The sequence below is a fragment of the Streptomyces clavifer genome (assembly GCF_036345975.1).
GTDB classification, from domain to species: Bacteria; Actinomycetota; Actinomycetes; order Streptomycetales; family Streptomycetaceae; genus Streptomyces; species Streptomyces clavifer.
The window spans coordinates 2831154-2846270 of the sequence record NZ_CP107793.1; the positions used below are offsets into that span (position 1 = coordinate 2831154).

Consider the following 15117-nt stretch of genomic DNA (forward strand, 5'->3'; position numbering starts at 1 on the left):
GCACAGGCCCACCGCCCACCGCCCCCGTGCACCACCGCCCCCCGTACACCGAAGTGCGCGCGACATCTTGACCTGTCCCTGACGAGATGGCTTTATGGGAGCGCTCCCATTCCCCCACCCCCTCCCACCCCCTTTCCGATGCTCAGGTTTCTTGGCGCTCACTCATCTGGAGTCGCAGTGAGAACAGCAAGAGGTACGGCACGAAGCAACCCCGTCATCGCCCTGCTGGCCGCCCTGGCCACCCTCCTCGGGCTGGTCGCCCTAGGCGCCCTCGGTCCGACCACCGCCCAGGCTCAGGAACGGGCCGACGAACCGGCCCCGAAGCAGGCCCGGTCGGCCGACACCGCCGCCGCCACCGGCCTCCACATCAGCGACGGACGCCTGCTCGAAGGCAACGGCAACGACTTCGTCATGCGCGGAGTCAACCACGCCCACACCTGGTACCCGGGCGAGACGCAGTCGTTGGCCGACATCAAGGCGACGGGCGCCAACACCGTCCGCGTCGTCCTGTCCGACGGCCACCGCTGGACCAGGAACGGCCCCGCGGAGGTGGCCGGCATCGTCGGCCAGTGCAAGGCCAACCGGCTGATCTGCGTACTCGAGGTGCACGACACCACCGGCTACGGGGAGGACGCGGCGGCCGGGACGCTCGACCACGCCGCCGACTACTGGATCAGCCTGAAGGACGTCCTCACCGGCGAAGAGGACTACGTCATCGTCAACATCGGCAACGAGCCCTGGGGCAACACCAACCCCGAGGGCTGGACCGCGCCCACGACCGCCGCCGTCAAGAAGCTGCGAACCGCCGGATTCGCCCACACGATCATGGTGGACGCACCGAACTGGGGCCAGGACTGGCAGAACGTCATGCGGACCAACGCCCAGGCCGTCTACGACGCCGACACCACCGGCAACCTGATCTTCTCGATCCACATGTACAGCGTCTACAACACCGCGGCGAAGGTCACCGATTACCTGAACAGCTTCGTGGACGCCGGACTGCCCCTCCTCATCGGCGAGTTCGGAGGCCCGGCCGACCAGTGGGGCGACCCGGACGAGGACACCATGATGGCCGTCGCCGAGCAGCTCGACCTCGGCTACCTCGCCTGGTCCTGGAGCGGTAACACCGACCCGATCCTCGACCTGACGATCGACTTCGACCCGAGCCGTCTCAGCTCATGGGGCGAGCGCATCTTCCACGGCGTCAACGGCATCGCCCAGACCTCGCGGGAGGCCACGGTCTTCGGCGGTGGCAACCCGGGGGACACCCAGGCCCCGACCGCTCCGGGCACGCCGACCTCCTCCGCAGTGACGGCGACGTCCACCGCTCTCACCTGGGCCGCGGCCACCGACAACGTTGCCGTCACCGGCTACGACGTCGTGCGCGTCAGCAGCGGCTCCGAGACCACGGTTGCCGCGTCCACCACGAACAGCGCCACCGTGACCGGCCTCACCGCCGATACGGCGTACACCTTCGCCGTCTACGCCCGGGACGCGGCCGGGAACCGCTCCACCCGATCGGCCACGGTGAGCGTCAGGACCGCCACGGACGGCGGCACACCGGGTGCGGGCTGCTCCGTCGGGTACCGCGTGGTCGGCGACTGGGCCTCCGGATTCCAGGGCGAGATCACCATCCGCAACACGGGCACCACGACCCTCAATGGCTGGACCCTCGGCTTCGCCTTCGCCAACGGCCAGACCATCAACAACATGTGGGGCGGAACCCCCACGCAGAGCGGCGGCACGGTGAGCGTCACCCCCGCCTCGTACACCGCGTCCATCGCGGCCGGGAGCTCGGTCACCGTCGGCTTCACCGCCGCTCGCGGCGCGTCGAACACGGCTCCGACCGCGTTCACCCTCAGCGGCGCCGCCTGCGCGAAGGCCTGAGCGAGACGTACGTCAGCCGGCCGGCCGGGCGTGTGTCCCGGCCGGCCGGCCACCCGCCCCCGGGTCGTGCGCGGCCGGCAGCGATGACGCGGTCAGCGCGGCGTACGGGGCAGCCCCAGCTCCCTCGCGCGGAGCCCGGCCTTAAAGCGGGAACCGGCCTCCAGCACGGCCATCAGCTCGGCGACCCGCCGCCGGTAGGTGCGCAGCGAGACACCGAGCCGCCTGGCGGCCGACGCGTCGGTGAGCCCCGAGCCGAGGGCGTCGAGGATCATGCGGCCGTCTGCGTCGAGGTGCGGGACGTCGCTGGATCCGCCACCTCATTCGCGCAGGCTCCGACTACGGCCATGTGGAGGTTCCGGTCCAGCAGACCAGGCATGCCGCACTTCGGGATACCTGGTAGCGGAACAACCCCCGTACGCCGTCCGGTTCACGCGTACGCCGTCCGACTCACGGATTCACGCGGGCTGCCGCAAGGTCGCCGAGGACAGTCTCGGCCGTCCGGGCCGGGGTCTGTTCCGAGTTGTCCAGCCAGAGCCCCATGCGTGGCATCTCGGCCCGTGGGGGGCGCTCAGCCTCCTTCGAAGTCCCGGCGCACGGTGTCGGCGATGCGGGTGAGTGCGGTCTCGAGGTGGCGGCGCTGCGCGGCGCTGAGCGGGTCGAACACGAGCCGCTTCACCTGCGCGACGTGTGATGGTGCGCTCTCGACGAGCTTCTGCCGGCCGGCGTCGGTCAGGGCGGCGAGGGTGTACCGACCGTCGCCGGGGTCGGGGCGGCGGGCCACCCAGTCGCGGGCTTCGAAGCGGTCCATCACCTTCGACAGGCGGGGCTGGGTGCTGTCGCAGACCCGGGCCAGGTCGCTGAGCCGCATCGTGGCCCCGTCGGCCATCGACAGCTGGGCCAGGACCCCGCACTCGAAGTTGGAGATGCCCGCGTCCCTCTGCAGCTGGCGGTCGAGGGCCGCCGGGAGGGCGATGACGACCGTGAGAAGCGCCTGCCACAGGTCCTGCTGGTCGTCGTCGAGCCAGGGCGACTGAGTGTCCATGAGCCCCATCATACTTGCCCGGGCAACTCGCATCACTTGCCTGGGCAACTCATGATGGGTTACTTTCTGACTTGCCCAGGCAAGTGAAGACACTTTCCCCGACAAGTGAAGGAGTTGATTTCGATGACGGCCACGAGCAGCCCGGCCTCCCCCTTCCCGTCGCACAGACCAGCCGCGGCATACGACGATCTCCTTGCCCGGGTCCTGCCACAGGCGCGCGAGCAGCGGGTGTGGAATCCCTCCGACGGGCCCCTGCCCAGCCTCTTCGTCAGCCATGGCGCCCCGTTCACCCTCGACGATCCCCAGTGGCTCGGCGACCTCTTCGACTGGGCCCGGTCGATGCCCAAACCCCGGGCCGTCGTCGTCATCTCGGCCCACTGGGAACGGGCGCCGGTCGCGATGTCCCGGGCCGAGGCCGGCACCCCGCTCCACTACGATTTCAGCGGCTTCCACCCCCGCTACAAGACCCTTCCCTACGCGACCCCGGACGCCACCGACCTGGCTCGGCGACTCACGGGTCTGCTGGGCCGGACGCCGGTGCACGAGTTCGCCGACCGCGGCCTCGACCACGGCGCCTTCGTCCCGCTCATGGCCATGTATCCCGCGGCCGACGTCCCGGTCGTTCAGCTGTCGATGCCCAGCCTCGACCCCGGCGCCCTGCTCGAACTCGGGGCACGCCTGAGGCCCCTGCGCGAAGAAGGCATCCTCGTTCTCGGCTCGGGCTTCATGACGCACAGCTTCGCCGTCTTCCGCCGGCCGGAACTCGCCGCCGAAACCGAGGCCTTCGACGCATGGGCCGTCGACGCCCTCGCGCGGGGCGACGCCGACGCCCTCACCGACTACCGCAACAAGGCACCCGGCGCCGCGGTAGCCCATCCGACGGCCGAGCACTTCGTCCCGCTGCTGCTCACCGTCGGCGCCGCCGACGACCCCGGCAGCGCTGTGAGCGCCATCGACCGCATGGTGATGGGCAACTCGACCCGGTCGGTCCAGCTGACCTGAGCGCCTCGACGCGCTTCACCTTCCCGCCCGATCGCCTCATCCGTTGGCGACGGCATCCATACACCCTGGAGAAATGCCATGCAGGCAGTACGTTTCCACGAGTTCGGCAGCAGCGACGTCCTGCGTCTCGAGGACGTCGAGCGTCCGGTCCCCGGCACCGGGCAGGTGCTGGTGCGGGTGGCGGCCACGTCGTTCAACCCCGTCGACGACCACATCCGCGCCGGTGTCATGGCCGAGATGCTCCCCATCACTCTCCCGTACGTGCCGGGAATCGACCTTTCGGGCACCGTCGCCGAACTCGGCGCGGACGTGACCGGTCTGGAGGTCGGCGACCGGGTCGTGGCGATGCTGCCCCTCGACTCCGCCGGCGGCGCCGCCGAGTACGTGCTCGCCCCGGCCGAGTCCCTGGCCCCGGCGCCCCGGACCATCGAGCTGGTCGACGCCGCGGCGCTGCCACTGACCGGCCTGGCGGCCTGGCAAACAGCGTTCGAACTCGCCGAGCTGAAGCCCGGTCAGACCGTCCTGATCAACGGGGCGGGTGGCGCGGTGGGCAGCCTCGTGGTGCAGCTCGCCGTCGACGCGGGGGCGCACGTGACGGCGGTGGACGCGCCGCAGCACGCCGACCGCCTTCGGGGCTACGGCGCGGACCGGGTCGTCGACCCCCTCGACCTCGACGCGGGCCCGGCCGCCGTGGGCGGTCCGTTCCAGGTCGTGGTGAACCATGTGCGGGTCTCCCCGGAGGAGCTCGCCCAGCTGACGGACTACGTCGCGGACGGCGGGGCCGCCGCCAGCACGGCCGGCCCGATTCCCGAGGACCCCGCCCGGGGGGTGCGCAGCGCGAGCCTGTGGGTCCGCAGCGACGGAGCCCAGCTGGCCGCGCTGGTCGCCAAGGTGGATGCCGGCGAGCTCCGGGTCCACGTCGCCGCCCACCGCCCGCTGGCCGAGCTGGCCGCCGTGCACGAGGACGCCGGTGCCGGGCGGCTGCTCGGCAAGACGGTCGTGCTCGCTCCCTGATCACGCCCTGACCGCACCGACCGGGCGCGCCCGCCGTTCGCTCCCCACCGGCGGGCGTCCCGGAGGTTCGGCAGCAGCCGCACCCGCGATCCGTCGGCACCGGCGAGGCGGCGTTGTCAGACTCGTCCGTCATGCTCCGGGACATGACCGAAGACGACTTCTGGCGCCTCATCGAGGACTGCCGGCCCACCGCTCCCGACCCCGAGGCGGAGCTGCTCGCCCCCGCGCTGACGAGCCGCCTCGCGGCCGGCTCCGTATCGGCCGTGACCGGCTTCGCCGAGCAGCTGTCCTGGGCGCTGTACCGGCTGGACCGCCGGGAGTACGGCGGCGAGCTGTCCGGGGACGCGTTCCTCTACACACGGGCCGCCGTGGTCGCCGCCGGGCGCCGGGAGTTCGAGGGCGTCCTGGCCACTCCCGCCCGGTTCCGGTCGTACGCCGCCGAGTTCGTCTGGGCCGAGCCACTGCTGTACGTACCGGACGAGGCGTACCGGCTCCTCACGGGCGAGGAGTGGGACCGCGCCACGCGCCACAGCTACGAGTCGTACTCCAACGCGGAGGGGTGGGCGGGGGCCGACGGGTGAGGGCGGGCAGCTACTTCACACCCAGGAGCTCCAGGATCCTGTTGACCGCTTCCAGGACCGGTTCCCCGACCGTGCCGACCGTCGCGGCGATGCCCGCGACCGCCAGGAGCGCCCGGTGCCGGTTCTCGGGCGGGGCGCCGGCGTCACCGTCGATGGCCGACACGGAGTCGTCGATCGTCCGGGCGTTGAGGGGAGAGACCTGGTCGCGCAGCTCATGGACCAGCACGAGGAGTTCCCGTACGGCCGCTTCGAGGGCGGGGGGTTCCGACGGGGTGGTGCCGGGAGTCGTCTGACCCTTGACGATGCCGTAGTTGCCCGACCCGCCGTGCATGTTGACGATGTCGCCGAAGTTGTAGTTGTTCCCGCCGGCGCTCATGCGTGGGTGATCCCCACGTTGCCCGATCCCCCGTACATGTTGACGTTGTCACCGAAGTGGTAGTTCTGCGGGCTGCTGATCATGAGCCGCTCCACCTGGACGTGGAACTCCGCCTCGGGGTTCTCGATCGCGTTGGCGATGTAGCCGACGAGCTGCTTGAGGTGCTCCGTGTTCCGGCCGGTCACCATCGCGGTGGACGGCCCCGCCGTCTCGATCGCCACGACGTGGTGCGAGGTCGCGGTCAGTACGGTGAGCAGGTCGGTGACGTACACGACCAGCGCCACGAGGCCGCCTACCCAGGCGAACCGCACGAATCCGTCGCTGTCGTCACTGCCGAGAAAGGTGATCTCCCCGATCATCGTGAGGATCATCAGCACCGCCAGCGTGAGACCGACCCGCTTCAGGAAGCGCATGGTGGCTTCCTGGCGCTTCGGCTTCAGGACGAAGGTGTACACGCGGGCGATGTTGTGCAGCGGATAGGCGGCGCCCCCGACCCAGAGAAGCCGCTTGCCGATGCGGAGCTCCACCGTCTGCGCCGGCACTCTCACCGGCTCCGGCCGGTTGTGCCACGGCCGCTCCCCCGTACCCGGTTCCTGCATACCGACCCCCGATGGTGTGCATCAACTACGTTGCCATAGAAGGTATCTGAAGTGTTGTCAGATGCAGATGGGACTTTGTCGGCGACAGGCTCGATTCAGACAAACGTCCCCGCGCCCCGCTCGGAAGCCGGGACACGGGGACGCCGGAACGCGCGGACGTCGGGACGGGCGGACGTCGGGACGGGCGGACGCGGGACGGGCGTCAGGCGGCGAGCCAGTCCCGGTAGCGGGTGGGGGCGATGCGGGCGTCGTCGCCGTCCTTGGGGATGATCGCGTCACCCTTGACCGCGGAGAACATCCCGGCCTGGTCGTCGGTCGTGACGGTGCGCTTGTCGCCGCGGGCCGCGAGTGTGATCCTGCCGAGCTCGTCGAGCGGGAAGACGTCGGCACCGGCCACGTTGCGCGTGCCCCCGAGGGGGCTTCCCGCCGCCACGTCGGCGACGGCCTGGGCGACGTCCGCCGCGGCGATGGGCCGCAGTGGGGTGGCGGGCAGGCGGACGGTCTCCTCGTCGGCCGTCCAGGACAGCACGGCGTCCATGAACTCGAAGAACTGGGTGGCGCGGACGATCGAGTACGGGACGGGCCCCTCCTTGAGGATGTCCTCCTGGAGGACCTTGGCCCGGTAGTAGTCGAGCTCCGGCACCAGCTCCGCACCGACGATGGAGAGGACGACGGCGTGGCCGACGCCTTCCTTCGCCGCGGCCTCGAGGAGGTTGTCCATCGTCTGCCGGAAGAAGGCGAGCGAGGCGTCGTCGAAGGTGGGTGAGTTCGTCAGGTTGACGACGACATCGGCCCCCGCCAGTGCCGACGCCAGGCCCTCCCCCGTGAGGAGGTCGACGCCGGTGGAGAGCGCGTGCGGCTCCGCCTCGTGCCCGGCCGCCTTCAGGATGTCCACTACCTGCGAGCCGATGAGCCCGGTTCCGCCGATCACTGCGATTTTCATGTCGTACCTTCCATTGCGCTACAGGAGGGTTTCATGGCACATCATGCATACGCCGGAATTGCCCCGACCGCACGACACCCCACCCCCGAACTCGGACATCTTCTATCCGAGATGCTACTCGGACAAACTTTGACCGAGTAGAAGGGGGGTGGCTACTGTGAGGTCGTGAAGATGTCAGGTGGAGTGGAATGGGCGCTGCATTGCTGCGTCGTGCTCACGACCAGCGACGAAGCGGTGCCCGCCGCCCGGCTGGCCGAGCTGCACGAGGTCTCCGGCAGCTACCTCGCCAAGCAGCTCCAGGCCCTGTCGCGAGCCGGTCTGGTGCACTCCACGCAGGGCAAGTCGGGCGGGTACGCCCTGACCCGGGATCCGGAGACGATCACTGTGCTCGACGTCGTCCACGCGGTCGACGGAGCCGGGCCCGCCTTCGTCTGTACGGAGATCCGTCAGCGCGGCCCTCTGGCCACCCCCGCTTCCGCCTGCACCACCCCGTGCGCGATCGCCCGTGCCATGGGCGCCGCCGAAGCCGCGTGGCGCGAGGCGCTGGCGGCGATCACGATCGCGGACCTCGCCCGCGACGTCGACTCCGACTACGGCCCCCGGGCGCTGGCCGGCATCCGCACCTGGCTCACGGCCAAGGACGACTGAAACCGTCCCGGCCGCAGGGGGACGCCCCCTCTGCGGCACGGGACGACGGGACCGCCGGAAAGGGACGACCGGGCCCGCCGCGACCCGAGGGGGACACAACACCCCCACCCGCGGCGAGGACGACGGTGCGGGGACCGCGACCCCCGCGACGCTTCTCACCCCCCGGGCGCCTCCTCCTGGGGTGGTGGCGGGCGTTGCGCCCACCCCCGCCCACGGACCTACGGCGCCGGCGGCGCCGCCACCGCGCCCCACGGCAGGAGCTCCGGGCGCTTCGCCGTGCGGCCGTCACCGGATGACCTGCCGCGCAGGCGGCGGCCGATCCACGGACCGAGGAATCCGGCCGCCCACCGCACCTCGGCCCCCGCCGCGCGCAGGGCCGCAGGGCGTGCCTGGGTCTCCAGGGGCAGCGACCACGCCTGGTCGCTGCCGGGCAGGTGGAGGGCGTACGCGGCGGCCGCGGCGATCCGGGCGTGGCCCAGAGGGCTGGCGTGGAGACGGTCCTCGCTCCACAGGCGCGGGTCGGTGGCGACGGCCAGCGGGGCGAAGTCGGCGACCGTCACACCGTGTCGGGCCGCCGCGGCACGGATGCGGGCGTTGATGTCGAACACACGGGACCGCACCGGCCGGGCGATGGGTGCGATCTTCCCGACGTCGGGGAAGGTCAGGGTCACCACATGGGCCCCGGCCGCCGTGAGCGCGGCGAACATCTCCTCCAGGTGCCCCGCCACCTCCTCCGCGTCGAACTTCGGGCGGAGCAGGTCGTTGACACCGGCGACGACGGAGGCCAGGTCGGGGCGCAGGGCCAGCGCGGGTGCGAGCTGTTCCGCGTGGACCTGGGCGGCGACCCGTCCTCGTACCGCCAGGTTGGCGTACCGCAGACCGGGGTTGACGGCGCCCAGGTGCTCGGCGAACCGGTCCGCCCAGCCCCGCAGGCCGACGGTGTCGTCCCCGTCCCCGACGCCCTCGGTCTGACTGTCGCCCAGGGCGACGTAGCGCAGGTATTCACCGCTCGGCATGCTCGGTCCGTCTCTCTCTCAGTACGGCCGCGATCCGCAGGCACCACTCCCGGTGCTCCCGCTCGAAGGACAGGCCGCGCAGGCAGGTCAGGTACGGGCCGATGCGCTCACCGGTCCGCAGGAACTCGTCCTCGTCCACGTCACCGCGCAGCCGGAGCAGCAGCTTCCCGAGGAGCTCGATCTTGGCGTCGGCCGCGGCGGCCCGCTCGTCCAGCTGCTCGATCACCGGTCCGGTGCCGACTCGGTCGGCGGCCTGCACCTTGACGAGCAGGTCGTCGCGGATGAACGAGGGCTTCGACACGTCGGCGGCGAACCGCTCCAGCTCTGCCTGGCCGGCGTCGGTGACCCGGAAGAGGCGCTTGTTGGGCCGGGATTCCTGGATCACCTGCCGGCCGGCGACCAGCCCTTCCTTCTCGAGCTTGGCCAGCTCGGTGTAGAGCTGCTGGGGCACGGCGTGCCAGAAGTTCGCGACACCGATGTCGAACGCCTTCGCCAACTGGTACCCGCTGTACTCGCCGTCCAGCAGCGCAGCCAGCACGGCATGCCGCAGGGCCATCGCCGCACCCCCTCCACTCTCCGTGTTCTCGACCGCCAGCCATCATACTCAAGAATCTGTCTAGTCATAGAGTTGAGTATCGGGAACGGAGGTCAGCGGTCATGATGACGGCATGAGAAATCGTTCAAGTCCCGTAGAGGCACTGATCGTTGTGGACGTCCAGGCGGCGTCCGTCACCGGCGCGGGGGCACTGCCCGACGCCGCCCGGCTGCTGGACCGGACGACGGACCTGATCGCACGGGCGCGCACGGGCGGAGCGATCGTCGTCCACATCCAGAACGACGGACCCGCCGGCGCGGGCGACGCGCCCCACACGCCCGGCTGGGAGCTCCACCACCCGGTCCAGGCCGGCCCGTCGGAGACCGTCATCCGCAAGACCCACGACGACGGCTTCGAAGAGACCACGCTGGGCGGCCTGTTGAGCAGCGCGGGCGTCCGCTCGCTCGCCGTCTGCGGCCTGATGTCCGAGATGTGCGTCCAGGCCACGGCACGTACGGCGCTGGCGCTGGGGTACCGGGTCGTCCTGCCGTACGACGCCCACGCGACGCACGACATACCGGCGGAGCCCGGGATCAGCGAGGCGGTGCCGGCCGCTGTCGTCTCCCGGGTCGCCGCATGGCCCCTCAGCAGGGACGCCGACGTCACCGCCCGGGCGGCCGACGTCACGTTCACGGCCCCCGGCACCCGAGCGGCCCACTGACCAGGGGCCGGTCGGGAGCGGTGCGGGCCGCTGGATCAGGCGTACGTGTTCACGCTGACGGGGCGCGTCCCGGTGTACGGCGTCCAGCCCTGCAGAGTGGCGGGCAGTCCCACGCGGCTGTTGCAGTCGATCACCTGGAAGTGCAGGTGCGGAGCGGTGGAGTTGCCCGTACTGCCCGACCAGCCGACGACCCGGCCCTGCGGGACCCGGTCGCCGGTGTTGTAGATCGCCTTGTTCAGGTGGGCGTAGTGGGTGCACTGGCCGTTCGAGTGCCTGATGATCACCTCGATACCGTTCCCCGGGTAGGGCGACCAGTCCGAGATGACGATGGTGCCCGCCTGCGCCGCGGACACCTCGTAGTTGGCGGGGAGCCCGAGGTCCCACGCGTACTCGTTGTAGGGGCCGGTGTGCGAGTACGTCCCCTCCGGCCCCTGGGTGACCGTGTAGGCCTCCCCCGCCGGGTACGGCATCTCGTAGTAGTAGTCCACGGCCGCGGCCGTGGACGCCCCCGTCATCGTGATGCCCACCGCTGTCAGCAGCGCACTCGCCCCTGTGGCGATGCGACGCAGAACCGTCCTCGCTCCACCCATGTGCGTCTCCGTTCGCGTTCCCGCAGGACTCGGCTCCGCGTCCGGCCGGGGCGGAGGAGTTGCAAGGATTGGCCCGCACGGCCTGCCACGCAAGGCTCGGAGAAGGGTGAAAGGGAGCCGCGATTGGTCTCGACCACTGGCTCCTGGGATGCGCCGGTCATCTGCATGGGCGCAGGCCGGCGGGGCCGGGGACGCCGAGACGGGGCAAAGGGCCAGGCAGAGCACCGACCGCCTTCAGCGGCACCGCACAGGGCACGGGACCCGCCCTCCGGAAAGTCCGGCCGGGAGGCGCGAGGGCCCTCGCGGGGAGGAGGGCCGGGGCAAGAGCGTCGCGAGAGCGCGGGGAGAGCGGAGGTCACCTCCCGCGGGACTCGGGCCCGGGTGGCGGGCCGGGCTCGGGTGAGGGCCCGGGTGGCGGCGGCTCCGCCACGGGCCCGCGTGCCGACTCCGACTCCGACTCCGACTCCGACTCGGCCAACCTCCCCCTCGCGTGGGCGCGTTCGGGTTCTGTGCCCGCCAGACTCAGCGCCTTCCGGTACGCCACCGCCGCCTCGGCCCGGCGGCCGAGGCGGTGCAGCAGATCGGCCCGGGCGATCGCGTACGGGTGGTAGGCGCGCAGCCGGGGCTCGCCCGCCAGGTCGTCGAGGAGGGCGAGCCCGGCCTCCGGGCCGTCCCGCATCGCGACGGCCACCGCCCTGTTGAGGGCGACGACCGGGGACGGGGCCAGCGCCCGCAGCACGTCGTAGAGCGCAACGATCTGCGGCCAGTCGGTGGTCGCGAGCGAGTCGGCCTCGTCGTGCAGGGCGGCGATGGCGGCCTGCACCCCGTACGGGCCGGGCGGGCCGCCCTCCAGCGCGGTGACCACCAGCCGGGCGCCCTCCTCGATCATCGTGTGGTCCCAGCGGCCCCGGTCCTGATCGTCGAGCAGCACGATCGCACCGTCGGGCCCGGTCCGCGCATCGCGCCGGGCGTGGACCAGCAGCATCAGGGCGAGCAGCCCGGCCGTCTCGCGTTCGGCGGGCAGCAGGGCCCGCAGGATCCGGGCCAGCCGGATGGCCTCCTCCGCCGGTCCGGTCCGCTGCAGGTGCGGACCCGAGCTGGCGGCGTACCCCTCGGTGAAGATCGAGTAGAGGACCTGGAGGACCCCCGGGAGGCGGTCCGGGAGCTCGTCGGCGCCGGGTACGCGGAACGGGATGCGGGCCTCACGGATCTTCTTCTTCGCCCGCACGATCCGCTGCGCCATCGTCGCGGGCGGGACGAGGAAGGCCCGCGCGACCTCGGGGGTGGTCAGGCCGGCGAGGCAGCGCAGGGTGAGCGCGCTGCGGTCCTCGGGCCCCAGCGCCGGGTGGGCGCAGGTGAAGAAGAGCTGCAGCCGCTCGTCGGGGAGGCCGCCGTCCGTGTCGGCGGGCGGGGCGGGCGCGGCCCGTTCGGCCTCGACCTGGAGGACGGCCAGCCGGGCGGCGTACACCTGGTCGCGGCGCAGCCGGTCGACGGCCTTGCGCCGGGCCGTCGTCAGCAGCCAGGCGCCCGGCCTGGCCGGTACGCCGTCGACCGGCCAGTGCACCAGGGCCGCCTCGATGGCCTCGGAGGTGACCTCCTCGGCGAGGTCCAGGTCGCCGTAACGGCGGACGAGGGAGGCCAGCAGCCGGCCGTGCTCCTCGCGGAAGACGGAGGCGACGGACGACACGGCGGACGCCCCGGGGCTCCCGTCCCGGGCGGCGCCGGTTCCCTCGTCCATCGCCGTCAGGCCCCGAAGTCGGCGACCGGCCGCACCACGACCGCGCCGCTGCCGCGCGCACCGGGACACCGGGCCGCCCAGTCGAGGGCGACGTCGAGATCCGGTACGTCGATGACGAGGAAGCCGCCCAGCACCTCGCGGGTCTCGGCGAACGGCCCGTCCGTCACGGTCCGGTCCCCGGCGGGCCCGACCCGTACCGTCGTCGCGGTGACGAGGTCGGCGAGCGACTCCCCGGAGACCAGGATCCCGGCGTCCTTGATCTCCTTGTCGTAGCTCATCCAGTCCTCGACCGTGCACTCGGCCGCGCCGCCGCTCTCGTCGGTCGCTCCACTGTGGATCAACAGCATGTACTTCATGGTCCGGCTCCTGTCTGGTTCTGTCGTTCCCGTACGCGTTTCCCGCGCACACCATGACGACGTACGGGCGAGGCGCATATCGACACGCGCTTCGAAGATTCTTTGTCCCGGCCTCTTCGTGCGGCTGCTGAGAGGGTTCCGCCATGGCCACTCTGCCCCGGATCGCCCCGATACTCGCGACGCCCGGTGCCCTGCCGCCCGCGGCCACCGACGACCGGTGGGCGTTCGAGGTGAAGCAGGACGGTCAGCGGGCCATGGTCTACCTGCCGGGTGACGGCTCGGTGGAACTGCGGGCCAGGTCGGGGACCGACATCACGGCGGCCTACCCGGATCTCGCCGCGCTCGGGGCCGCGCTCGGCGGGGTGCGGGCCGTGCTGGACGGTGAGATCGTCGCGCTGGACAGCCGGGGGCGCAGCGATTTCGAGCGGTTGCAGTCCCGGATGGGCCTCTACGGATCGCCGGCGAAGGCCGCGCGCATGGCGGAGCGGGTCCCCGCCCATCTCGTCCTGTTCGACGCCGTGTTCCTGCACGGCAGGGACCTCGTGCCCCTGCCGTACGCGGAGCGGCGGGCCGCCCTGGAGGCGCTCGCGCCGGCCGGGCCGCACTGGTCGACGCCCGCGGCCGTCGTCGGGCACGGCGCTCAGGCCCTGGACATGACACGGGAAGCCGGTCTTGAGGGCGTGGTCGCGAAGCGGCTGACCTCCGTGTACGAGCCGGGGGTCCGGTCCCGTACGTGGATCAAGATCCGCCATGTCCGCACCGCGGACGTGGTCGTCGGCGGCTGGGTGCCCGGCCGCGGGCGACTGGGCGGCCTGCCGGGGGCGCTGCTGGTCGGGGAGCGGCACGCGGGCGGTCTGCGGTACGCGGGCAGCGTCGGCACGGGGTGGAGTGACGCGGAGCGGACCAGGCTCGCCGGGCTGCTCACGGTCGCCGCGGTCGACGCGTGCCCCTTCGACGAGGTCCCCCCGGTCGCGGGTGCGCGGTGGGTCCTGCCGCGGCTGGTCGGCGAGGTCCGGTACGCGACCCGGACGAGAGCGGGGAGGCTGCGGCATCCCTCCTGGCACCGGCTGCGCCCCGACCTGGCTCCGGACGACCTCCCCTGAGGCCCGTCAGGAGGCCGTCCGCTTCCTCGCCGCCGCCTTCTTCGCCGGCTTGCGTGCGGTGCTCGTCGCCTTCGCCGTCCTCCCGGCCGCCTTCTTCCCGGCAGCCGACTTCTTCGCGGCCCCCTTGCGGGTGCCGGACTTCATCTCGTGCACGGTCGCGTGCTCGTCGTCCGCCGCCTCGCCGCGCGTCTCGCGCGCCGCCTTCACCGAGGCGTTCAGTGCGGCCATCAGGTCCATGACCTTCCCCGACTCCTGCTCCTCGCCCTCGCGCGGCTCCGGCACCTCCTTGCCCTCGGACTTGGCGGCGATGAGCTCCTCCAGGGCCTCTCGGTAACGGTCCCGGAAGCCGGAGATGCCGTCGAGGGCCATGGTGTCGGTGAGCTGGACGGCCCGCTCGATCTCGTCCTCGTCCAGCTCGACGTCCCGGGGGGCCAGGGACTCGGGGCTGCGGATCTCGTCCGGCCAGCGCATGGCGTGCAGCACGATCGCGTCGTCCCGCACCCGCAGCAGACCGAGCCGCTCCCGGTTGTGCCAGGCGAACTTCGCGACGGCGACCTTGTCACTGCGCTCCAGCGCCCGGCGCAGGAGGGTGTACGGCTTCGCCGCGACCTGGCCGTCGACCGCGAGGTAGTAGCTGTCGCTGATCCGTACGGGGTCGACCGTGTCCGCGTCGACGAACGCGACGATCTCGATCGCCTTCGCCGTCGGCAGCGGCATCCGGTCCAGCTCCTCGTCCGTGACGGGCACGGTCCGGTCCTTGCCGATCTCGTACCCCTTGCCGATCTCCTCCTGCGAGAGCACCTCGCCGTCGAGTTCGCAGACCTTGCGGGTACGGATCCGGCCCATGTCCTCGAGGTGGTACTGGTGGAAGGAGATCGAGTGGTTCTCGGTGGCGGACACCACCTTGATCGGAATGGTGACCAGCCCGAAGCTGATCGCTCCGGTCCACAGGGGCCGCGGCATCCA

General features: G+C 71.8%; 17 protein-coding genes and 1 pseudogene. 7 read left to right on the plus strand and 11 right to left on the minus strand.

All coding sequences use genetic code 11. From position 1 onward, the window contains the following. Positions 1 to 177: 177 nt before the first annotated feature. The gene (locus tag OG927_RS12135) at positions 178 to 1887 is read left to right on the plus strand and encodes a cellulase family glycosylhydrolase (protein WP_330320144.1); all 1710 of its coding nucleotides are present in this window, start codon (positions 178 to 180) and stop codon (positions 1885 to 1887) included. Positions 1888 to 1979: 92 nt separating this feature from the next. On the opposite strand, the pseudogene OG927_RS12140 reads toward OG927_RS12135, so the two are convergent. Next, positions 1980 to 2189 (minus strand): annotated as a pseudogene (locus OG927_RS12140) (DNA-binding response regulator); the annotation flags it as partial. A 266-nt stretch (positions 2190 to 2455) separates the two neighbouring features. Then, the gene (locus OG927_RS12145) at positions 2456 to 2929 is read right to left on the minus strand and encodes a MarR family winged helix-turn-helix transcriptional regulator (protein WP_330320145.1); all 474 of its coding nucleotides are present in this window, start codon (positions 2927 to 2929) and stop codon (positions 2456 to 2458) included. 123 nt (positions 2930 to 3052) lie between these two features. On the opposite strand from OG927_RS12145, the gene OG927_RS12150 reads away from it, so the two are divergent. The 3 genes from OG927_RS12150 (at position 3053) to OG927_RS12160 (ending at position 5526) form a co-directional block, all read left to right on the plus strand. Beyond that, positions 3053 to 3931: a DODA-type extradiol aromatic ring-opening family dioxygenase gene (locus OG927_RS12150; protein WP_124282210.1), complete on the plus strand. Its 879-nt coding sequence runs from the start codon at positions 3053 to 3055 to the stop codon at positions 3929 to 3931. 78 nt (positions 3932 to 4009) lie between these two features. Continuing rightward, complete coding sequence (locus tag OG927_RS12155) at positions 4010 to 4945, plus strand: NADP-dependent oxidoreductase (RefSeq protein ID WP_330320146.1); 936 nt, start codon at positions 4010 to 4012, stop codon at positions 4943 to 4945. Between the two features lie 143 nt (positions 4946 to 5088). Then, a complete protein-coding gene (locus OG927_RS12160) occupies positions 5089 to 5526 on the plus strand; it encodes a DUF4240 domain-containing protein (RefSeq protein WP_330320147.1) in 438 nt (145 codons plus the stop codon). A gap of 10 nt (positions 5527 to 5536) precedes the next feature. On the opposite strand, the gene OG927_RS12165 is transcribed toward OG927_RS12160, so the two are convergent. The 3 genes from OG927_RS12165 to OG927_RS12175 form a co-directional block, all read right to left on the minus strand. Beyond that, positions 5537 to 5902: a hypothetical protein gene (locus OG927_RS12165; RefSeq protein ID WP_124282207.1), complete on the minus strand. Its 366-nt coding sequence runs from the start codon at positions 5900 to 5902 to the stop codon at positions 5537 to 5539. After that, entirely contained in the window at positions 5899 to 6444 is a 546-nt protein-coding gene (locus tag OG927_RS12170) for a DUF6232 family protein (protein WP_056798343.1), read from the minus strand. Before OG927_RS12170 ends, OG927_RS12165 begins: the two co-directional genes overlap by 4 nt. 259 nt (positions 6445 to 6703) lie before the next feature. Further along, positions 6704 to 7444: an SDR family oxidoreductase gene (locus tag OG927_RS12175; RefSeq protein ID WP_209470432.1), complete on the minus strand. Its 741-nt coding sequence runs from the start codon at positions 7442 to 7444 to the stop codon at positions 6704 to 6706. Between the two features lie 171 nt (positions 7445 to 7615). Here OG927_RS12175 and OG927_RS12180 point away from each other — a divergent pair, with 171 nt between their 5' ends. Continuing rightward, positions 7616 to 8092: an RrF2 family transcriptional regulator gene (locus OG927_RS12180; RefSeq protein ID WP_056798780.1), complete on the plus strand. Its 477-nt coding sequence runs from the start codon at positions 7616 to 7618 to the stop codon at positions 8090 to 8092. A 218-nt stretch (positions 8093 to 8310) separates the two neighbouring features. Here the strand turns inward: OG927_RS12180 and OG927_RS12185 are convergent, their stop codons facing one another. Next, complete coding sequence (locus OG927_RS12185) at positions 8311 to 9108, minus strand: SGNH/GDSL hydrolase family protein (protein WP_056798351.1); 798 nt, start codon at positions 9106 to 9108, stop codon at positions 8311 to 8313. Next, positions 9095 to 9664, minus strand: coding sequence for a PadR family transcriptional regulator (locus OG927_RS12190; RefSeq protein WP_056798353.1), 570 nt, complete (start codon positions 9662 to 9664; stop codon positions 9095 to 9097). Before OG927_RS12190 ends, OG927_RS12185 begins: the two co-directional genes overlap by 14 nt. Before the next feature lie 112 nt (positions 9665 to 9776). Here OG927_RS12190 and OG927_RS12195 point away from each other — a divergent pair, with 112 nt between their 5' ends. Further along, entirely contained in the window at positions 9777 to 10364 is a 588-nt protein-coding gene (locus OG927_RS12195; protein WP_209470431.1) for an isochorismatase family protein, read from the plus strand. Positions 10365 to 10399: 35 nt separating this feature from the next. On the opposite strand, the gene OG927_RS12200 is transcribed toward OG927_RS12195, so the two are convergent. The 3 genes from OG927_RS12200 to OG927_RS12210 form a co-directional block, all read right to left on the minus strand. Next, complete coding sequence (locus tag OG927_RS12200) at positions 10400 to 10954, minus strand: M23 family metallopeptidase (protein WP_330320148.1); 555 nt, start codon at positions 10952 to 10954, stop codon at positions 10400 to 10402. Positions 10955 to 11309: 355 nt separating this feature from the next. After that, positions 11310 to 12692, minus strand: a complete 1383-nt coding sequence (locus OG927_RS12205; protein ID WP_330320149.1) for an RNA polymerase sigma factor — start codon at positions 12690 to 12692, stop codon at positions 11310 to 11312. 5 nt (positions 12693 to 12697) lie between these two features. Continuing rightward, entirely contained in the window at positions 12698 to 13048 is a 351-nt protein-coding gene (locus tag OG927_RS12210) for a YciI family protein (RefSeq protein ID WP_330320150.1), read from the minus strand. Between the two features lie 143 nt (positions 13049 to 13191). Between OG927_RS12210 and ligD the strand changes: the two genes are divergently transcribed. After that, on the plus strand, positions 13192 to 14151 hold the full coding sequence (gene ligD, locus OG927_RS12215; RefSeq protein ID WP_124282202.1) for a non-homologous end-joining DNA ligase: 960 nt from the start codon (positions 13192 to 13194) through the stop codon (positions 14149 to 14151). A 6-nt stretch (positions 14152 to 14157) separates the two neighbouring features. Here ligD and ku read toward each other — a convergent pair whose 3' ends face one another. Then, complete coding sequence (gene ku / locus OG927_RS12220) at positions 14158 to 15114, minus strand: non-homologous end joining protein Ku (protein WP_330320151.1); 957 nt, start codon at positions 15112 to 15114, stop codon at positions 14158 to 14160. Positions 15115 to 15117: the final 3 nt, after the last annotated feature.